This window comes from Atopobacter sp. AH10, from assembly GCF_003664595.1.
Lineage (GTDB): Bacteria > Bacillota > Bacilli > Lactobacillales > Aerococcaceae > Atopobacter.
Map to the genome: position 1 here is coordinate 1 of NZ_QXPZ01000005.1, position 19,905 is coordinate 19,905.

The 19,905-nt window shown below is 36.3% G+C and carries 17 protein-coding genes; 15 read left to right on the forward strand and 2 right to left on the reverse strand.

Annotation, left to right across the window (positions count from 1 at the left end; genetic code table 11):
• Window positions 1-52 precede the first annotated feature (52 nt).
• The 5 genes from D3H64_RS01665 to D3H64_RS01685 are packed head-to-tail and all read left to right on the forward strand — an operon-like array spanning window position 53 to window position 6,745.
• Window positions 53-2,203 carry a type 2 lanthipeptide synthetase LanM family protein gene (locus D3H64_RS01665; RefSeq protein WP_305000255.1) on the forward strand — a complete coding sequence of 717 codons (2,151 nt, stop codon included), beginning with the start codon at window positions 53-55 and terminating at the stop codon, window positions 2,201-2,203.
• Between the two features lie 16 nt (window positions 2,204-2,219).
• Window positions 2,220-4,298: a cysteine peptidase family C39 domain-containing protein gene (locus D3H64_RS01670; protein WP_121564218.1), complete on the forward strand. Its 2,079-nt coding sequence runs from the start codon at window positions 2,220-2,222 to the stop codon at window positions 4,296-4,298.
• Window positions 4,299-4,347: 49 nt separating this feature from the next.
• Entirely contained in the window at window positions 4,348-5,256 is a 909-nt protein-coding gene (locus D3H64_RS01675; RefSeq protein WP_121564269.1) for an ATP-binding cassette domain-containing protein, read from the forward strand.
• A gap of 2 nt (window positions 5,257-5,258) precedes the next feature.
• Window positions 5,259-6,014, forward strand: a complete 756-nt coding sequence (locus D3H64_RS01680; protein WP_121564220.1) for an ABC transporter permease — start codon at window positions 5,259-5,261, stop codon at window positions 6,012-6,014.
• The gene (locus D3H64_RS01685; protein ID WP_121564223.1) at window positions 6,011-6,745 is read left to right on the forward strand and encodes an ABC transporter permease; all 735 of its coding nucleotides are present in this window, start codon (window positions 6,011-6,013) and stop codon (window positions 6,743-6,745) included. The genes D3H64_RS01680 and D3H64_RS01685 overlap by 4 nt, the downstream gene beginning before the upstream one ends.
• A gap of 492 nt (window positions 6,746-7,237) precedes the next feature.
• Here the strand turns inward: D3H64_RS01685 and rnhC are convergent, their stop codons facing one another.
• Window positions 7,238-8,161, reverse strand: a complete 924-nt coding sequence (rnhC, locus tag D3H64_RS01690; protein WP_121564225.1) for a ribonuclease HIII — start codon at window positions 8,159-8,161, stop codon at window positions 7,238-7,240.
• A 185-nt stretch (window positions 8,162-8,346) separates the two neighbouring features.
• On the opposite strand from rnhC, the gene D3H64_RS01695 reads away from it, so the two are divergent.
• The 10 genes from D3H64_RS01695 to D3H64_RS01740 all read left to right on the forward strand — a co-directional run bounded on the left by D3H64_RS01695 (window position 8,347) and on the right by D3H64_RS01740 (window position 18,727).
• A complete protein-coding gene (locus D3H64_RS01695; RefSeq protein WP_121564227.1) occupies window positions 8,347-8,859 on the forward strand; it encodes a cell division protein ZapA in 513 nt (170 codons plus the stop codon).
• Window positions 8,859-9,395 (forward strand): CvpA family protein, encoded by a 537-nt coding sequence (locus D3H64_RS01700; RefSeq protein ID WP_121564229.1) that lies wholly within the window; start codon window positions 8,859-8,861, stop codon window positions 9,393-9,395. Before D3H64_RS01695 ends, D3H64_RS01700 begins: the two co-directional genes overlap by 1 nt.
• 69 nt (window positions 9,396-9,464) lie before the next feature.
• Entirely contained in the window at window positions 9,465-11,834 is a 2,370-nt protein-coding gene (locus tag D3H64_RS01705) for an endonuclease MutS2 (RefSeq protein WP_158589191.1), read from the forward strand.
• A gap of 258 nt (window positions 11,835-12,092) precedes the next feature.
• The gene (gene trxA, locus D3H64_RS01710; protein WP_121564233.1) at window positions 12,093-12,404 is read left to right on the forward strand and encodes a thioredoxin; all 312 of its coding nucleotides are present in this window, start codon (window positions 12,093-12,095) and stop codon (window positions 12,402-12,404) included.
• Window positions 12,405-12,742: 338 nt separating this feature from the next.
• Window positions 12,743-13,642 (forward strand): ABC transporter ATP-binding protein, encoded by a 900-nt coding sequence (locus D3H64_RS01715; RefSeq protein ID WP_121564235.1) that lies wholly within the window; start codon window positions 12,743-12,745, stop codon window positions 13,640-13,642.
• Window positions 13,635-14,897 carry an ABC transporter permease gene (locus D3H64_RS01720; protein ID WP_158589192.1) on the forward strand — a complete coding sequence of 421 codons (1,263 nt, stop codon included), beginning with the start codon at window positions 13,635-13,637 and terminating at the stop codon, window positions 14,895-14,897. Before D3H64_RS01715 ends, D3H64_RS01720 begins: the two co-directional genes overlap by 8 nt.
• Before the next feature lie 415 nt (window positions 14,898-15,312).
• Window positions 15,313-16,509, forward strand: coding sequence for an acetyl-CoA C-acyltransferase (locus D3H64_RS01725; RefSeq protein ID WP_370448434.1), 1,197 nt, complete (start codon window positions 15,313-15,315; stop codon window positions 16,507-16,509).
• Between the two features lie 293 nt (window positions 16,510-16,802).
• A complete protein-coding gene (murI, locus tag D3H64_RS01730) occupies window positions 16,803-17,606 on the forward strand; it encodes a glutamate racemase (RefSeq protein WP_121564241.1) in 804 nt (267 codons plus the stop codon).
• On the forward strand, window positions 17,599-18,216 hold the full coding sequence (locus tag D3H64_RS01735) for an XTP/dITP diphosphatase (RefSeq protein ID WP_121564243.1): 618 nt from the start codon (window positions 17,599-17,601) through the stop codon (window positions 18,214-18,216). Before murI ends, D3H64_RS01735 begins: the two co-directional genes overlap by 8 nt.
• Window position 18,217: 1 nt before the next feature.
• The gene (locus D3H64_RS01740) at window positions 18,218-18,727 is read left to right on the forward strand and encodes a metallophosphoesterase family protein (protein WP_121564245.1); all 510 of its coding nucleotides are present in this window, start codon (window positions 18,218-18,220) and stop codon (window positions 18,725-18,727) included.
• A gap of 105 nt (window positions 18,728-18,832) precedes the next feature.
• On the opposite strand, the gene D3H64_RS01745 is transcribed toward D3H64_RS01740, so the two are convergent.
• The gene (locus D3H64_RS01745; RefSeq protein WP_121564247.1) at window positions 18,833-19,696 is read right to left on the reverse strand and encodes a mechanosensitive ion channel family protein; all 864 of its coding nucleotides are present in this window, start codon (window positions 19,694-19,696) and stop codon (window positions 18,833-18,835) included.
• Between the last annotated feature and the right edge of the window lie 209 nt (window positions 19,697-19,905).

Here is a 19,905-nt window from a genome sequence, read left to right on the forward strand (position 1 = left end):
ATTTACATGGCGTCTTTTTTTTTCACAATTGAGTGGCTAAGTTCATTCTAAAATCCACCAAAAATTAAATTACTCGAGTGAAGCCAAGGAATACTATATGAATATGGGCTTCCTATTATTTTATGCGTATATTTTTAATATTTCAGATTTACATTTTGAAAACATTATCTCTTCTGGTAAAACGCCAATTTTAGTTGACGTGGAGACACTATTTTCTACATCGCCATTTGAAATAATATCAGATAATTTAGCTACAAAAAAGATTACTCTAAAAAGTCGCTCTTCGGTACTTTCGTCTGGTTTACTTCCTATATCTGAGGTGGGAAAAATATTTGGAGGAGATTTAAGTGGAATTCTTGGAGGGACATTAATTAATGAAGTTAAAATGGTTATTAATAAAAATAGGGACGACATCAGAATTGAAAAAGTAGTGCAAGCTACACGGCATCGTGCACACCTGCCGTTCTTTAAATATCAAGGGCAGAAAGAATATTTAGTAGCTACGAATTATGTAAATGACATCATCGAGGGTTTCAAGTTGATGAGTAATTTCTTCCTAAACCATGAGGAAGAAATTTTGGAAGTGTATCAGAAATATTCAAATTTAAGGACACGGATATTGTTTAGAAATACGCATGAATATGACTTGGTTAGGCAGTTACTTATTTCTCCGGTGTATTCAAAAAAGCAAGATTTACTTTTTAAAAAGATGGAGGATAAACTTAGCAACTATGACACTAGTAGATTATGTAAGTCTGAGTTTAGTCAATTACTCCATATGGATATTCCATCTTTTTATGTTGAAGCGGATTCTATAATCGTTACTGATGGGTATTCGGATGTTTGGAAAATAAGGAAAGCGCCTTTATATTATGTTACTGAAAAACTTAATAAGCTAACTGAAGCAAAGGTAACTGAACAAGTTGAATTAATAAGATTTTCACTTCAAGCTGAGAGCGACTCTGAGAGTACAGAAATGCAAGATCTGTATAGAACATATGATGACTTTAGGAATGAAGAAAATATCATGCTTAACTCTTTAAATAATCTTGTAGACAAGATACTTAATAACATGTACTTTGAAGCAGATGATGAAAGTATTAATTGGATGACATTAAAAGTTAATGACCATAATAATTTTGAATTAGTTCCAATGGATAATTCAATTTATGATGGGATCTCGGGGATAGCAATTAGTTTAATTGAATCCTATTCTCTATTAGATAAAAAAAGAAAAGAACAAGTTTATAGATGTTTGTATCATTTATTCAATACACTTGTTGATGTGTATCAAAATGTTTTAGATACGAGCTACTATGTTGGGAAATTAGGGATATTATCCACTTTAGTAAGAATATCAAAAATCACAAAACAAGAAGTTCCGCGAAAATTGTTAACTAGTAAAGTTAGTTTGATTCAACAAGCTTTACACAATAGCTCAGCGGATTTTTTAACCGGATTTACGAGTTCGATACTTGCCTGTCAAGATGAAAAATTTTCAAAAGGATTTCTTCAAACTATGGTTAAACGCCTTGAAGATCTTAAAAAGGATGATAGTGATAATAATTATATTTACTGGGGGAAAGAAGAAAGTAATAATGTTAGTTTAGCACATGGGAATTCGGGTATTGAAATATCATTATTATATTTAGCGGGGAAACTCAATAGTAGAGATGCTAAGGATATGTACGATGCTGCTAAAAAATTTGATGATAGGCAAAAATTAGACCAAGGATGGATAGATAAGAGGTTTTCGGATTCAAATGCTCAATGGTGTCATGGGGCGACAGGAGTATTAATATCAAGGTTAGCACAGTTAAAATTAAATAAGAAATTTAAAATTTTAAGCATCCAAGAAGAATCATTACTAGTAGATGATATCCAGCACGCGATAAAGCAAATCCTCTCAGCAGGTCTTAATATGAATAATTTTACTTTATGTCACGGAGTTAGCGGAAATCTTTTAGCATTAACGTACTACAATAATTTGTATGGAGATAAAAGCAACCCCGATTTAGAAGGGATCATTAATTTGGAGTATAGAAAAATGCTTTCATTTGGAATTAAATATGGATGGATGTGTAGCTTTAATACTAATTTTGATTCTTATGGGTTAATGACTGGACTTGCAGGAATAGTTTACTCAGTAGCAAAATATTTGAAAAGTGACTCTTCGCTTGAAATTTTAACACCTGTATTTTGATAAATGAGGAAGAATGATGAAGGTAATTTTACAAAATAATGATGAGGATTGTTTGCTTGCCTGTTATACAATGCTCTTAAATGATTTAGGATATAAAGTGCCTTTATACGAGGTCTATCAAAGAGATTCACTTCCCGCTGATGGCTTGAGTGTTTCTTATTTACGAACTCTAAATAAAAAATTTAATGTTGATATTAAGGCATATAAAGCTAATTTTGATGAAATTATGAGTCTATTACGTGCTAAAGGTAATAATAGAATGATCGCTCATTGGAATAATGATCATTTCGTCGTCCTAGAAAAAATAAACCAAAATTATATCAAAATTGTGGATCCGGCAATAGGAAAAATTAAATTTAGTAAAACTGAATTTTTAAACCACTATTCTGGGACGATTATTACTGTGTATCCGACAGCTGATTTTCATCGTCAAAAAGTGAACACGCTATTTTTAAAATATTTAAAAAAAACACTTAATGTAAGATCCGGTGTTACTTTTTTATTTGCATTAATTTTGATTGAAATTAGCGTTTTGCTATTCTCTATTGTGATAAGAAATATGATGGCTGGAAATCTAAAATTAATATCGAGCCTGCTCTTATTTTTTACTATTATATTGTTACAAGTTGTTGGATGTTATATTAAGAATTTTTCGTTAGAGGAATATAATAGTGATTTCGATAAATCTTATACAAGTATTTTATTTAAAAGATTACTAGATAAACCATTATTGTATTTTAGAAACCATACCAATGGAAGTGTTTCTGAAAAAATAAGTTTCAGAACGACAGTGAGAGATAGTGTAGCATCAAGATTAATCCCTTCGATAGTAAGTCTAGTTTCATCATTTGTGATTTGTGTATATTTGTCCATGATTTCTTTTGGATTAACTATTTTATTGCTTTCTATGATTTTAATATATTCTGTAATATCCCTTGTTTTATACCATAAGCAGAACGAATATAATCAATCTTATCTACAATACTTAATTGATTTTAATTCTGATTTTCAATCCGATTTAGCGTATATAGATTACATTAAAGTAATGAGAAATGAAAAAGGAACGGAAGAGAGATGGGTAAAAAACAATGATCGTTTGACAAGAAAATATTCACAAATTTTAAAAGTCGAAAATTTTGTTCAACTTATTGGAAGTATATTTAGCTATTTTAGTTTATCAGTTATTATTTTATTAGTGATCTATTATAATAAATTCTTCCATATTTCAATAGAAGATTTGGTTTTATTCCAAACAAGTACATCATTATTTATCTCTTCTATTGAACAGGTGAAAAACTCAATTTTTGAAATAGCACGATTAGCTGTATATGCCGAAAAGCAGGGAGATATTCTCAAAGAAAATTTGCCTATACATGTTACTTTTGACTTAGAATCAAACTATATAATTCAGACTGAGGATTTAAACTTTGCTTATGGAAATGAGCCCCTATATAAACCAGTTAATTTAAAAATAAGTCAAGGCGAAAAGGTAGCTATTGTAGGTAAATCAGGCAGTGGTAAGTCGACGTTACTATTATTATTAGCTGGCGTGCTAAGGTATTCTGGTAAGTTAACATATAATAATGAACATCTAGAAAACTATATGGGAGTTGTCTTACAAAATATGACACTGAAAAAGGGAAGCGTTTTAGAAAATTTTGAATATGACTCTCCTGATATAACTAAGCTATACAGAATACTTGTTGATACCACAGCAGATGAGGTTGTTGCTAAACTTCCAAATAAATTACAATCTAAATTGTTAAAACAGGGGAAGAATCTTTCGGGAGGTCAAATCCAGAAATTACTCATTGCCAAATCACTATTGAAAGGTGAAAAAATAATTTTTTGGGATGAAGCTTTTAGTAATTTGGACGAAGTGAGTAAAGACAAGATTTATGAAAATGTTTTATTGGGAGATTTCTATAAGGATCAAACAATGTTAATTGTAAGTCATCATTTGGATATCGTGAAATATGTTGGCAGTGTTATCTTTATTAATGATGAAACAGGGGAGGTCATCAAATCAACTCACGAGTATTTACAAAATAATAACTCGGAATATAAAAAATTTATTTCTAACAATGGTGTCTAGTCATCTAGTTTGGCAGGAAATATTTAAAACGAAAGGTGTGAAATTTCAAATGACCGAAGTCATACAACTTAAAAAAGTGAAGAAAAATTTTAAAGGAGTACCATCAGTCGATTTAGAAAGATTGACAGTTAGAAAAGGGGAAATTTATGGTTTCCTTGGCCCGAATGGTGCAGGAAAAACTACAACAATGAAGATGATACTTTCATTAATTGAACCTACTTCTGGTTCAATTGAAGTCATGAACACGCCAATTAACAAATCAAAAGATTACTTAAACTATATAGGATCAATGATTGAAGAACCTTCATATTATCCGAATTTAACAGGTTTTGAAAATTTATTGGTTTTTCAGAAAATGTTAGGCTTCAAAAAAAAGAATATTTTAAAAACACTTGAAATGGTAGGTTTATCCGAAGAAAAAAACAGCAAAAAATTAGTAAAAGCATATTCTTTGGGTATGAAACAGCGCCTAGCTCTATCCTTTGCTTTAGTAAAAGAACCTCAAATATTATTATTAGATGAACCGACAAATGGATTAGATCCCTCTGGAATTCATGAAATTCGTGAATTGATTATTCATTTAGCTAAAGAAGAAGGGCTAACCATTTTTATTTCTAGTCATATTTTATCTGAAATTGAGCAAATTGCTGATCGTGTTGGAATTATAAATCATGGGAGATTAGTCTATGAAGGAGAAATTGAAAAAATAAAAGCGAATAGTTGGGTAGAGCTTGAAGGGGAATTTGACATTGAAAAATTAAAAGCTCTTTTTGGTGATAGTTTTGGCAATAGAAAAATAGAGTATAGTTCAAAACTTATTAAAATTTGGAATATCAACAAGGAGCGAATTGCTAATATCATCTCTTCCTTGGTAGAACTAGACTTTCCTATTTTCCGGGTAGAACGTCGAAAAGAAAATCTTGAAGAGATATTTTTGGAGTTAACTAAGGAGCTATAGAAATGGTTAATGCACTACAAATAGAATTATTAAAAAGTCGTAGGACTAAATCGTTTGTTATTACTATATGTCTTAGTATAATTGGATTTTTGTGGAATACAGTTAGTACTGTTAGTGAAATCAATTCGGCAAGTTATGACGGAGTTAGTGTACTATTTAATAATCAAACAATGCATAGCTTTTTTCTTCCCATAGCGATTAGTGTCTTTACTAGCCGTATTGTTTCGAATGAACTTGAAGGACAGACATTTAAGCTACAGGAAGCGAACGGGACAACATTGATTCAAATTTTTTACAGTAAATTAATTTTATCAATTGTTTTCTTTTGGCTATTGGCTATTTCAGAAACAGTTGCAACGAATGTATTTGCCATGGTTAATGGGACAAGTGTTCCTTTAACGATCTCTTTTCTTCAAATTTCAGGTCAAGTCTTGGCTAGTTTCAGTCTCATTTGCCTTTATTTAACTTTTGCAATGTTTACTGATAAACAAGGCTTATTGTTATCGTCGGGTTTTATCGGCGGATTTTTGGGTGTAATCCTAGCTCCCAAATCGACAAATTTGTGGACCTTCCCTATCCCTTGGCTCGGGGCATCTTATCTAGCTCCTTATAAATTTACTGTAATAAACAATTCAAGCTATTTTTATAAATTTGACCAATCAATATACATTAGACTTTTAATGTATCTAATGTACTGTTTGTTGTTATATCTTATGGTAAGAAGTATATTGTTGAAGGAAGAGAGGCGAGGCAAATGAGAGACTATATTTCAGCTGAATGGAAAAAGCTGAATAAAATGCAACTGTTAATCATTGGTGTTTTTTTTGTAGCATTATCAAGTTTTATAGGCTTAGCTACCTATTTTGCTAATCAATCAGTTTTAATCGGTGGTACACAGGATAAAGTGATGTGGGGGCAACTAACTTTTTATTATAGTCAAATTCTCTATCCTCCTATGCTCGCAATTTTTATAGCAATATCTTTAATTCAAGAGTTTGAAAGAAAAAATTTGGAAATGTTATGTTCGAATGCGATATCTATCAAAAAGTTACTGATAAGCAAGCTAGTTACTGTTACTGTATTAGTTATTCCTATTCAATTCCTCCTACTAATTGTTTACATTGTAGCGTTAAAAGTAGCTAATGTAGAGCGCTCTTCTTATGTACTATTAACCTTAAAATGGACACTTTTATCTATTTTGAGCTCTTTATCTATCTTATGCATACAAGCGTTCGCTTATGCTAAAACTAGAAGTTTTGGCCAGTCGATTGGTATTTCAGCTTTAGGCGCTATGGGCGGGTTCGTTTTATTGTTTTTAAATGAAAACTTAAATAAATTTTATCCATATTCTCAATGTGTGATAGCGTTGAGAAGTCGGACTTTAGAAGATTTTTCATCATCGGAACTCGTTATCTTCGTATTTATTAACATTTTATTTAGTGTATGTTTTTATAAATTAACGTGTTATGAACTAAGAAAAAGAGAATAATGTCATTTATGTATCTGTCTTAAGTTAGTCTATTTAATTGGCATGTAAATTCTAAGCGATCGATAGCCAGGTACATTTAAAAGAATATCCACTTCCTTTATTCTTAAAACAAGAATGGAAGGAGGTGGATTTTTGATGATAGAGTCCATACAATTGTGTAAAAAAAGCCCATTAAGCCTAAACTGGTCTAATGCTAATAGACGAAAAGAAATCAACTAGAAGGTAAAAATGACCCAACTGCATTCTTCAGTGGATCAAGGAAAATTCAAAACTTACTTAACGAATCAGTGGATAACAAGAGAAGGGATTTATATAAAAATCTCTGCCAGAAAAAGTATAAATGTTCTTAAGAAGCTGTCAAGGCTTGCTAGGCTATAGCACTTGACAGGACTTTTTTAACATTTATTTGCTAGCTAGGTAAAGAATGAAGCAGTAGCTTGTACTAGAAATTTACACAATTATATGGGCTTAACAGCTGAAGGTGTTAGTATTTTATCCCAAGAGTTTTTTGACTTTTTCGGTATTGGCAAAATGCATTTTGGTTAATTGATCTAAGATGCCTAGACCGTGTATTTGGGCTAATTTTGCTATATGGCTGTCAACTGCAGCTCCTGCTCCTGAAGGAAGAGCTACTCCATAGGTTTGACCCAATCGCTTAAGGCTTTTCAAAAAAGCTTCTCTAGCAATAATAGATGCACAGGCAACGGCTAGGTAGTGGTCTTCAGCTTTTACTTGACAAGTGAGGATAGATTTATAAGCTGTTTGCTGTGGAGTGGCTAGGGACATAAATTTCTCTTGGGAAAGAAATTGATCGACAATGAGGCGATCCAAAGGCAAATGTTTGCTAAGAACTTTCTGATAAAGATCACTTAAAACGTGATGGTGACTTTTGGCGAGAATTTCATTGATATTTTGATTTAAATGCAGTTGATTATACTGGTGTGGTGTTATTTCGATGCAGGAATATAAAAGGATTTCTCGAAGTTTAGGTGATAGTTGTAAAATGGTCTGATCTGATAACTTTTTAGAATCTTTAACACCTAATGAGATGACTTTTTCGCGTTGATCTTTTCCTAGATAGACAGCGCAAACAGTTAATGAACCCGTATAAGATCCTTTACCATTTTCGTCACTGCCGATGATAGATTGGGCTTGGTCAGATAAAAGAGACGAACTATGTTGAACTTGACTAGATGTTTTTTTGCTAGGAGTCTTCTCAAATACCGCTAAAGAATGAACAATAGTGTCTGGATCTTTCCCTTGAATAAGGACTTTGCCAGACTGATAAGCTGTGATGACATGACCCTTGTAACGCCCACGATAATGAGCGTATGGGATGGGTTTAGGATCGATGCATAACATTTCTTTTAAGTCTTTTATCTGGTCATTGGTGAGTTGATAAGTAACGGATGGCATAGTGTAACCTACTTTCTGATGACATATTTTAGTGATAAGAAGCTATGTATTCTTTTCAACAAGTAGAAAATAAGGGGAAGAAGAAAAGTCTTTTTGCAGATTGAGTAAGGGGTCTTATAGCCAGTAGAAATGTGGTATGATAAGATAATAATAGTGTAAGATATCGAAAACAGGAGGAGAAAATTATGGCCTCAACCCATCGTACAAAAATGGACATAGATGGTAGGGATTATACCATTTCTAGCCATCATTCACAAGAACATATGAAGGCTGTAGAAGCCCTTTTGAATCAAGATTTGCAAACGATTAGTCGTTCTTGCCCCAAGTTAGCTTTTGAGGATAAAGTCCTTTTATTAGCCATTAATACTTTATCCCAATTGGTCGAAAAGCAAAAGCTTGAAGAAGCGAACCGTCTTCATCAAGAAGAACAAGCTCAATTGCTGCAACAGCTAAAGAGGGAATTAGTAGAGGTCAAAGAAAGTTTAGCATTAGCCCATCAAAAGTTACAGATGTTTAACCCAGTTGACCCTAGTGGCGTGAAACAGCTTCTCTCAGCTGCCTCAGTAGCAGAAGTGAGATCTAAAAAAATTTCTTCTAGTGAACACAAGCGGGATGCAGTGTCGTCTTCTTTTATGAAGCAAGCAGGCTATGAAGTCAATAGGATTGAAGGTAGCCAACAAGGGAAGGGGCTAGTTTGATGTTTTTAACGGTTTATGTGGTGATTTCCTTGCTTATAGGCCTCTATCAAGGGGCTAGAAGGGGACTAGTCTTACAGCTTTTGATGATTGTGGGTTATGGGGTAAGTTTCTATTTTGCGAAAGAATATTTTGAGAAGTTAGCTCAATGGACACAAATGATCATCCCCTTTCCTTCAGCAACAGAAAATACCCAATTAACCTTTTACTCAGCTAGTCAAACATTGGGGATTGATGAAGCTTTCTACAAGGCGATTTCCTTTATGGGGATTTTTATCTTGGGTGTTATAGTGACGAGAATTTTAGCTTATTGGTTAAGAGAGGTGCGCTTTTTACCTATTCTTGCGAAATCGAATGAAGTCCTAGGAGCCATTTTTGGCCTCTTATCCAATTATATCGGGGTTTTCTTAACTTTGAATATCTTGAGTTTGTTGCCAATGGATTCTATACAACAGCAATTTGTAGACTCTCAATTAGCGTATTTTATCGTTTCACGGACGCCGATTTTGTCGGATGTATTAACTAAATGGTGGTTCTAGACCTAGCTCCCTCTCTTCAGCTAGAAACTGAAGCTTTGATGGAGCTTTTTTATGAAAAGAAGGGATTTTATGGACGCAAGTATTTTAGAAAAATTAGATTTTAAGCAGATTGTCCAGCAGGTAGCAGGGTATACGAAAACCAAGGAAGGCCTTTATTTAGGTCAGCAACTGACTCCTAGTACGGATAGGGAGTGGATTGAAAAATCTCTTGCTGCTTGTCAGGAATTAATCACGATAGAAGAAAAACACAAGGCCTTGCCGATTGCCCAACTAGACCCTATCCAACCAGCTATTTCACGTTTAGCTATTGGGGCGAGTTTAAATGGAGAAGAATTAGCTCAAATCAAAAAAAGTTTGGTGATTGTGTCTGAACTTTTAGCTTTTTTTGATGACGAAGAAGTTAATGCGGATGATTATCCCCTCTTAGGCCAACAATTAAGTCGTTTGGATGCATTGCCTGCTATTAGCAAACGTCTTCGTCAAGCGATTAGTGATGAAGGGAAGGTCTATGATGCTGCATCTAGCCAATTAGCGGGTATTCGTAGGGGAATGAAGATCTGCCAAGACCAAATTCGTCAACTTTTGAATACTTTCTTGACCAGTAAATTTAAAGACCTCTTGAGCGAGCAATTAATCACTCGTCGGAACGATCGCTATGTCTTACCAGTTAAGGTGGAGTATAAGCATCAAATCCGTGGCATCATTCATGATGAAAGTGCTACGGGGCAAACGGTATATATTGAACCGGCCGCTGTTGTTGAAAAAGGGAATCATCTGCGCCAATTGGAAGCAGACGAACGCAGAGAAATTAAACGTATTCTGAAAGAACTCTCCGAATTATTAGCGGAAGAACATCCGGCTTTACGGCAAAATTCGGAAGAATTGGCACAATTAGATTTTTGCCAAGCCAAGGCTAGATGGGCTCAGCTTGAAGGAATGAAACGGCCACTTCTTTCCTCTAACGAGATAATGAAGTTGATAAAAGCACGTCATCCCTTATTGGATAAAAAGAAGGCAGTGGCCAATACCATTAGTCTGGGAGAAGACTACGAAACGATTTTAATTACTGGTCCAAACACAGGTGGGAAGACAGTCCTTTTGAAAACTATAGGTCTTATTCAGCTGATGGGGCAGGCGGGTTTATTTATTCCTTGTGAAGAGGGGAGTCAAATTCGCTTGTTTGAAGGGATTTATGCAGATATAGGGGATGAACAATCCTTGGAGCAGAATTTATCCACTTTTTCTGCCCATATGCAAAATATTGTTCGTATTTTAAACCAAGCTAATGATAAGAGCCTTATTCTTTTGGATGAAATTGGGTCAGGTACAGATCCGAAAGAAGGGGCAAATTTAGCCATAGCTATCCTAGATTATATAGGGAGTCTGGGATCTTGTGTGGTGGCTTCTACCCACTATCCTGAACTTAAAGCCTATGGATATCATCGCTTGAATACAGTGAATGCGAGCATGACCTTTGATGTTGACAGTCTAAAGCCTACTTATCAATTAGTGATTGGCGTTCCAGGGCGATCGAACGCTTTGGAAATTGCGAAAAGATTAGGCATGCCAGAAATTATTGTTCAACAGGCTGAAGAAGGCTTGTCAGGAGAAGAACAAAGTCTGGATATGGTGGTTGAAGATCTTGAAAAGAAACGTCTACAAGCTGAAGAAGACCGGCTTGAAACCAAGAAAAATCTTCAAGCTAGTCAGTTGCTGATGGATGATCTTCAAACGGAATTACGTCGTTATAATCATGAACGAGAACGTCTTTTAAAAGAAGCAGAAAAAGAGGCTAAACAACTGATTGCTGATAAAACAAAAGAAGCAGATAGATTGATGGATGAAATACGTCATTGGCAAAAAGACTTGCCAGAAAAAGCCATCAAGGAACACCAGTTAATTGCCCAGAAAACAGCCTTTAACCAATTGAACGAGGCTCAAATGGTGAAAAATAAAGTTTTACGTAAAGCCAAGAAGGAAAAAGAAGAGCAAAGTCAATTGAAAGTAGGAGACAAGGTTCAAGTCCTCTCATTAGGTCAGGGGGGAGTCTTGATGGAAAGGAAAGGCAAGAAAGAATGGCTAGTAGCTATTGGAGCGATGAAGATGAAATGCGCTCAAACTAATCTAGAGAAATTAAAGGATCAGGAAGAGGAGAAAGACACTAAAACTTACTTGAAGTCTGCTAGATCATCTCATGTCAAGCCATCCTTAGATCTGCGTGGGGTTCGCTATGAAGAGGCCATAGTTCAATTGAAACGCTATATTGATGCAGCTCTCTTAGCGAACTATCCGCATGTAACGATTATTCATGGTATGGGAACTGGAGCTGTCAGAGAAGCCGTCCATAAGACCTTAAAGAAAATGGCTGCTGTAGATCACTTCGCTTATGCGAAAGCTAACGAAGGTGGTTATGGAGCAACTCAAGTTTACTTTCATTAAAATTTGAGCATATCGTATTAGAGATAGGGCTTCTTGTGCTATAGTAATCACAAAGAGACCGATAGATATTTTCTTCTGGGGCAGTCATTAGCAATAGAGAGCTAAAAGCTTCTGGGCAGTCATTAGCAATAGAGAGATAAGAGCGTCTTATCCTACTGCCATTAAAAAGAAAAGTTAAACGTCTCTAACTTATATATTAAGAAGACTTATTTTCTATTGGGAAAATTAGAAATTAAGTGATAGAGAGGAGATCTTTCCATGGATTTTACAACAGAAACATTTGATGCAACTATCGCAGAAGGCCTTACATTTGTAGATTTTTGGGCGCCTTGGTGTGGCCCATGCCGGATGCAAGCTCCTGTAGTGGAACAATTAGCTGAAGACTACGACGGCCGTATTACAGTGGGTAAAGTGAATGTCGATGAAGAAGCTGAATTAGCAGGGAGATTCGGCATCATGTCGATTCCAACTATGATCTTGTTCAAGGACGGGCAACCCATTCAAAAATTAGTTGGATTGCATTCACAAGGACAATTAGAAGCTATTTTTGACAGTGCATTGGGCGAATAAAGTCTCTATTTGTTGAGATAGTCTGTTTTGGCAGAATAAAAGTATAGAGGCTAAATCGAGCGAGTCCTCTGGAGAGTAGAAAGTCAGTTTAGACTGATTTTCTACTCTTTTTTCAGTTGCATTTGGAAAGAGAGTGGATTGATAAATTATATTTTATATCCTAACGATCATTCATCTGTTATTTCCTAGAAGGCTATTAGCAAGGAATCCAGTATTTTATAGCTGGAGGCGATTTTGATTTATAGTATGACGACTAGCAAGCCTAGCTATCTATCTTTCACAATGAGTGTTTGCTATAATGATAAAAAATAAGATTTTTATAAGAAAAGAGGGAGTATATGTTAGAACTTGTTCATATGTCGAAATGTTTTGGCCAAGTTCAAGCGCTAGATGATCTGTCTTTACGAGTACATCCTGGGGAAATTATGGGGATGATTGGGCAAAATGGGGCAGGGAAATCGACGACTTTTCGCTTGATGTTAAATTTTTTAAGACCAGACACAGGCTATGCTTTATTTGATGGACAAGCGATTAAGGGAAAACTCTATAATCGTGTCGGCTATCTTCCCGAAGAAAGAGGTTTATATCAAAAGATTACGGTTGAAGAACAAATCCTTTATTTTGCAGAATTACGTGGCTGTAAAAGAAGTTCAATCGCTCCTCAAATTGGTCAATGGATGGATAAGTTTGAAGTTAAGGGGAAGAAAACAAGTAAGATCAAGGAGTTATCCAAGGGGAATCAACAAAAAGTTCAGTTAATTACTACCCTGATTCACCAACCAGATTTGATTATTTTAGATGAACCTTTTTCGGGATTGGATCCTGTTAACGCTGGCTTATTTAAAGAAGCTATTTTTGAAGCTAAGGACAGGGGGGCAACGATCATTTTTTCTAGCCATAACATGGATAATGTGGCTCAATTATGTGACAGTTTAACCATGTTAAAAGATGGTCGTCAAGTCCTTCAAGGCAATTTAGAAAGAGTGCGTCAGTCATTTGGTCGTACCCGCTTGAAAGTAGAGGCATCGGTTACTTTAGAACATTTACTAGCAAAAGATGGGGTAGTATCTGGACGGGCAATTGGGGCTTCTCGCTTTGAATTAGTCTTGGCGAATGAAGAAGTTGGTCGTGACTTATTCGATGCCTTAACAGCTCATGGCTATATTTACGAATTCAGTCAACAACCTCCAACACTCGAAGAAATTTTTAAAGAAATGGTGGTGGAAGCTCATGCGTAAATGGTGGATCGTTGCCAAACAGGTTTTTTGGAAGAATGTTAAATCAGCCAGCTATATTCTCATGACACTCTCTCCCTTTATTTTTGCTGCCATTATGTTCTTGGTCGGTTGGTTCATTTTTAAAGACATGCAGATTTCTGACGATCAATCGCTTGCTTTGGTATCTAAGACTACAGAATTAAGTCAACGAATAGAAAATAATATCACAGAACCGCATGTGATCAGCTACTCTTCCATCAAGAAAGCCAAAGAAGACTTGCTTCAAGATAAGCTGATTGGTGTTTTGGATCTAACCAATGAACAAGCGCCAGTTTATTACAATAAAACGACTGATAAACAGGTTAATTTAAATGCAATGAGTCAAATTATTAATGACTACAATCTGGAAAAATTAGGAGAAAAGCTGGGTATTTCAGAATCTCAGGTCGAAAAGATACGTGAATCTCGTATTAGCATAGCCACTTCAGCTATTGATCCAGAGAATAAAAAAAGTTTTGATGATACTAGCAGGACTTTCCGAATAGGCTTGACTTATGTGTTAATCCTTATGGGCTTTATGTTAGTGGTGAATTACTCTACTCTTATTTCTCAAGAAGTTGCTTCTGAAAAAGGGACACGCATGATGGAAGTCATTTTATCGAGTATGAGTGCAGAAGAACATTTCTGCGGGAAATTGTTAGGGATTTTGATGGCTTTAGGCTTACAATTGCTTCTTTATGCCACTTTGTCTCTAGGAGGTTTGGCTATGCCTCAACTTTTAAGCTTAGTCCATCAATTTTTACCTGATTTAACGATTGATAGTTCAGTTTGGCAACTCTTGATTTGGGACTTCCTTTTCTTCTTATTTGGCGTCTTATTATTTGTATCTTTAGCGACCATGTTTGGCTCTTTGGTATCGCGGGCAGAAGATGCGCCGAAAGCTTTAACGCCTATTACTTTATTGATGGTTATTGGTTTTTATATTGCCCTTTATGCCATGGGGAATCCAAGTTCCTCTTTAGTGGTTTTTGGATCTTATTTCCCATTCTTTACTCCATTTATTATGCCTTTCCGTTTAGCGACCCAAAGCGTTTCTTTACTCGGAATAACAATAGGTTTTGCTTTGTTAATCCTCGCAACAATTATCTTCTTTATCTTTAGCGCTTGGATTTATTCTGCAAGCGCACTCATCTATTCAGATGGGAATATCCTAAAAAACCTGCTTTATGCGATTAAAATGAGAAAAGTCTATCGAAGGCAACAAAGTAAGGCTTAAGTTGTTGCTTGAAGGATGAAAATAGCGCATAATGGGGAAAAGGGAGTGAGCCGATGAAAAAAATAAAACGAATCCGTCAAGTGATCCGATTGATCATTCTACTCTTACCGCTCATCAGTGCTATCTGGGAATTCTTCCGGCCGAAAAAGAGAGCCTAGCCATTCGTCTAGACGATCGAATTACTTATTTTTTATGTGGAATAGGAAAGGCATCCTCTTAGTTGGGGATGCCTTTTTATAAGCTAGTTGAAAATAGCTCGTTTAATATGGATGGCCATCAGCTTTTTTTCGTAAGAGAGGATTTCCTTTTGGGGCAAAGTTTTAGAATTTCTTAAAATAAAGTTTTCGCTTATCTTGTCTTAGTATAATAAAAAAGTATAAGAATGATTAACCTGATAGAAGAAAGGGTGCATCTAGTGAATAAAGAAATTGTGATCCTAGCGGCAAAGCGCACGGCTATTGGGTCTTTTGCTGGAATGTATAAGGATATTCCTGCAGTAGAATTAGGACGTCAGTTAGTAAAGGCAAGTATAAAAGCTGCTCAACTCAGTCCAGAAGATGTGGATCAATTGATTTTTGGGAATGTGTTAGGAGCAGGCTTAGGGCAAAATGTCGCCAGGCAAGTGAGTATTCATGCAGGTATTCCTGTTGATCGGACGGCTTTTACAGTGAATATGGTGTGTGGGTCTGGTTTACAAGCAATTCATTTGGCCTATCAAGCTCTAAAATTAGGGGAAGCCGAAGTTGTTGTAGCAGGTGGTTGTGAAAATATGAGTCAAGCCCCTTATTTACTTCAGAAGGAGCGATTTGGGGCTAGATTAGGGGACGGGAAAATCGTGGATAGTCTCCTTAAAGATGGGCTTTTAGACAGTTTTTCTGGTGAACACATGGGGGTGACTGCTGAACGTCTTGCAAAAAAATATGGAATTAGTCGAGAAAGACAAGACCAATTTGCTCTAGCTAGTCAACATAAAACCCAAGTTGCCATGGAAGAAGGTCGCTTTAAGGAAGAAATAGTGCCCATTCATTGGACAGACCGAAAAGGGCAAGAAGTGATTTTACAAACAGATGAACATCCAAGAAAAGATGTTACTCTTGATCAGCTAGCTCGTTTAAAACCAGCTTTTTTAAAGGCAGAAAACTCGTGTGGTGTGACAGCTGGTAATAGTTCAGGTATCAACGATGGGGCGGCTTGTTTAGTCATGACGACCTTAGACTATGCTAAAGCTCATGATCTAACGGTTATGGCTAAAATTTCAGATCTGGCTTTTGCAGGAGTTGCTCCAGAAGAAATGGGATTAGGACCAGTAGCTTCTTGTCAGAAACTTTTAGAAAGAAATTCGTTGGATTTATCCTCCATTGATTGCATAGAACTAAACGAGGCTTTTGCTGCTCAAGCTTTAGCAGTTTTAAAAGATTTAGGCCTTCAAGAAGATCAAGTCAATCCAAATGGCGGAGCAATTGCTTTAGGGCATCCTATTGGAGCTAGTGGGGCTCGGATTGTGGTGACCTTATTGCATGAAATGCTCCGTTCTTCCAAACATTTAGGCTTGGCAAGTTTATGTATTGGTGGTGGACAAGGTGGGAGCATTTTGTTAGAGCTTAAGTCCTAGTTCTCTTTTTATTTGACTATTATATTGGAGCAGTAGCCTTAGTTTCTAACTTCTATTTGGCTATAGAAGTTAGCTTTATATTTGGCTATAGAAGTTAGCTTTATAAGGGGCGATAGAAGTTAGCTTTTTACTTTCAATAGAGAAAGAGATCAGTCGAATAGGCTAGTTAGCAGCTTTTTAGGGTCAAAGAAAGCGTATTTTAAGCTTAATCAACGGACATTTTGCCTTTTTCACTAAGGAAATTCTTTCGACTGTGGTATAATAAAAACCGTTATGTTGAAAGGAGGAGGCTTATGGCACAACGCATCGGCATTATCGATTCGGGCGTAGGGGGCTTGTCTTGTTTGGTAGAAGCAGAAAAGTCTTGGCCAGATGCACATTACATTTACCTTGGGGATAATTTACGTTGCCCTTACGGACCAAAATCGGATGACGAAATTATTGAGTACAGCAGACAAATGGTCGAGGAATTGGTTCGCCGGCAAGTGGATAAAATTATTATTGCTTGTAATACGGCTACTGCGATTGCTTTGCCAATACTCGAAAAAGAGTTTGATATCCCTTTGATTGGGGTGATTCGTTCAGGTGCTCAGGCGGCTATCAAGGCCTCAGTGAATAAAAAGATTGCGGTGATAGGGACTACGGCTACTATTCGAAGCCAATCCTATACCAAGGCTCTGAAAGCTTTAGATCCTCATGTGGAAGTCCATAGTTTAGCCACTCAAGAGTTCGTTGACTGGGTAGAAGCCCATGAAATATCTGGTTCGGCACTAGAAGCTAAGGTGGCTGAAAAATTACAATCTTTAACGGAATTTTCTTGCGATACGCTTATTTTAGGCTGTACCCATTTTCCTTTGCTTAGAGGGCCTATACAAAAGGCTGTTGGGGAAAATGTCTTTCTGATTGATGCAGGATTAGAAACGGTTCATTTGGTTATGCCAGAACATGAAAGAATTTTTGGCGAGTATATTGATCAAGACACAGAATTTTTGACGACTGGTGATAAAGAAAACTTTCGTTCTGTAGCAGAATGGTGGTTAGGGAGACCCATATCGAGTATTCAGTCCATTGTGTTAGGGGGAGAAAAGGATGAGTGAAGAAAAAGTCATTTTGATTGCAACCCATAACAAGGGGAAAGTAGCGGAATTTGAGCAACTTTTCAAAGGCTTTGGTTATCGAGTGGAGAGTTTAATAGACTATCCAGACTTACCTGATGTGATTGAAAACGGTTCGACTTTTGAAGAAAATGCGCGATTGAAAGCAGAAGAAATAGCTAAATTAACGAAGCGTTTGGTGATTAGTGATGATTCGGGTCTTTGTGTTGATAGTTTAGCTGGGCAACCGGGTGTTCTTTCTGCCCGCTATGCTGGAGAACATGGGAATGATGCTTTAAATAACGCCAAACTTTTGGCAGAATTAGGGGATATTCCTAACCTATCTCGTCGGGCCCACTTCCATTGTTCAATGGTAGCGGCAAGAGAGGGCTATGAGTCCTTAGCCACACAAGGACAAGTATTTGGGCAAATTGCCTCTTGTCCAAGAGGTGAAGCTGGCTTTGGTTATGATGTTTTATTTATTCCTGATGGCTATGATATAACTTTTGCAGAAATGCCGGCAGAAGATAAAAACGCCTTATCCCACCGAGCTAAGGCGATAATGAGTTTGATGGAGAAGCTGCCGACTTGGGAAGGTTTCTTAGGTGAGTAAAATGCAATATGTCCTTGTGAGTGACAATCATGGTGATCATGAAATTGTTAAAGAGATCCGTCGTGTTCATTTCGATGCCGACTATTTTATTCATTGCGGAGATTCTGAATCTGTTGAAGGGGATTCCCGATATGAGGGCTATCAAATGGTGGCAGGTAACTGCGATTGGGGGACTCATTTCCCAGATGAATTGATCTTAGAAGATGGTGTTTATGTCACCCATGGTCACTTATGTCAAGTGAAGATGAATCGCCTAACTTTAGCTAAACTTGCAAAAGAAAAAGGATGTCGCCTTGCCTTTTATGGACATACCCATATTCTGAATATTGAACAAATTTATGGCGTTTGCTGTATCAATCCTGGCAGTATTCGCTTACCTAAAGGACTTTATTCTGATCTTAAAACTTATGCAGTTGTAAATCTTGAAGGAAATCAGTTATCCCTTCAATACTATGATTATAATCATCGTCCAGTAGAAGAATTAGCTTTCCAAATGGATTTAGGCCATTAGGAGAGGAAACGACTGATGATGAGTAAAAGAGCAGATCAAGTGACATGACTTGATCTGCTCTTTTTAATTGCGTATATTAAACGGCACTTTGTTACTGACGCATGATTATTTCAGCCGGTCGCCTAAAGTTAGTTTAGGCAAGGCAATTCCTTCCTGACTTAATGCTTTCATATAACGCTCTAGGAGAAAAGACTGAAGAGTGTATTGGTCTCCCGCCCTTGAAAAACTAGTGATGCGATAGATCAGAGCACTGTCGTTCGTAAAAAGAACGCCAATTTGTTTCAGCGGTTGGGTGAGAGCTTGACGAATCTCTAGCGGAAGCTCTTGATTACTTTTCTTAATAATGGAACGGATCCTATCAATTGGGCTATCGGGATAGATAGGGATATCGATCGTGATGCGCATTTCATGTTGAGATTTATTAGAGACGATGAGTATCTGACGGTTGGGGATGTAATGGGTCACACCATCGAAATCTTGTATTTGAGTACTTCGTAAACCTATCGAGCTAACAATCCCGTTAATTGAAGAAATAACCACTTCATCTCCTACATCGTATTGGTGTTCTAAAAGGATAAAGAAACCATTGACCACGTCCGTCAAGAAACCCTGTGCCCCCAAACCTATAGCAATCCCTGCAATAGAGGCTCCTGCCAATAGGGAAGAAACAGGCAGGCCTAAAATGGAAAGTAGTCCATAAAGGAGGAAGAAATAAAAGACATATTGAATGATATTGTTTAACAAATGAACTATTGTAGTGATGCGATTTGTCTGCTCAATGGGGCGACCAGGAAATTCTATAAATGTTTTGCGAACTAATAGTCGGGCTAAATAGCGAAGAATAAAACAAATAAGTATGAAAACAAGAGCCCCGATAACTTTTAGTGATAGTTTAACGAACAGGGAAGGCCAATTAAGAGAAAAATAGGCTTGTATGGTTTCATGAATGTGTTGTAAAAATTGAGACATAGGGAAACTCCTTTTTAAAGTAACTGATCCAGCGTAAGGCGATCGATTAATTTTATTATAACATGCTAAAGATGTAGGAATAGATGCAAGTCATTCTTTTGACAAAAGTTAGATATTTGGGGAAAGGGTAAGGGTTTGACTTAATAGCTTTTCTTAAAGAATAGTGTTATCATATTATCATAGACTTAATTTATAGATAATAAGAAAAG

Bases quoted from the DNA above. Each gene is read 5' to 3' on its own strand.
- D3H64_RS01740 (WP_121564245.1), top strand. From the start codon at position 18,218: ATGCAATATGTCCTTGTGAGTGACAATCATGGTGATCATGAAATTGTT.
- D3H64_RS01715 (WP_121564235.1), top strand. From the start codon at position 12,743: ATGTTAGAACTTGTTCATATGTCGAAATGTTTTGGCCAAGTTCAAGCG.
- D3H64_RS01670 (WP_121564218.1), top strand. From the start codon at position 2,220: ATGAAGGTAATTTTACAAAATAATGATGAGGATTGTTTGCTTGCCTGT.
- D3H64_RS01745 (WP_121564247.1), bottom strand. From the start codon at position 19,696: ATGTCTCAATTTTTACAACACATTCATGAAACCATACAAGCCTATTTT.
- D3H64_RS01685 (WP_121564223.1), top strand. From the start codon at position 6,011: ATGAGAGACTATATTTCAGCTGAATGGAAAAAGCTGAATAAAATGCAA.
- D3H64_RS01705 (WP_158589191.1), top strand. From the start codon at position 9,465: ATGGACGCAAGTATTTTAGAAAAATTAGATTTTAAGCAGATTGTCCAG.
- murI (WP_121564241.1), top strand. From the start codon at position 16,803: ATGGCACAACGCATCGGCATTATCGATTCGGGCGTAGGGGGCTTGTCT.
- D3H64_RS01675 (WP_121564269.1), top strand. From the start codon at position 4,348: ATGACCGAAGTCATACAACTTAAAAAAGTGAAGAAAAATTTTAAAGGA.
- trxA (WP_121564233.1), top strand. From the start codon at position 12,093: ATGGATTTTACAACAGAAACATTTGATGCAACTATCGCAGAAGGCCTT.
- D3H64_RS01735 (WP_121564243.1), top strand. From the start codon at position 17,599: ATGAGTGAAGAAAAAGTCATTTTGATTGCAACCCATAACAAGGGGAAA.
- D3H64_RS01700 (WP_121564229.1), top strand. From the start codon at position 8,859: ATGTTTTTAACGGTTTATGTGGTGATTTCCTTGCTTATAGGCCTCTAT.
- rnhC (WP_121564225.1), bottom strand. From the start codon at position 8,161: ATGCCATCCGTTACTTATCAACTCACCAATGACCAGATAAAAGACTTA.
- D3H64_RS01720 (WP_158589192.1), top strand. From the start codon at position 13,635: ATGCGTAAATGGTGGATCGTTGCCAAACAGGTTTTTTGGAAGAATGTT.
- D3H64_RS01695 (WP_121564227.1), top strand. From the start codon at position 8,347: ATGGCCTCAACCCATCGTACAAAAATGGACATAGATGGTAGGGATTAT.
- D3H64_RS01680 (WP_121564220.1), top strand. From the start codon at position 5,259: ATGGTTAATGCACTACAAATAGAATTATTAAAAAGTCGTAGGACTAAA.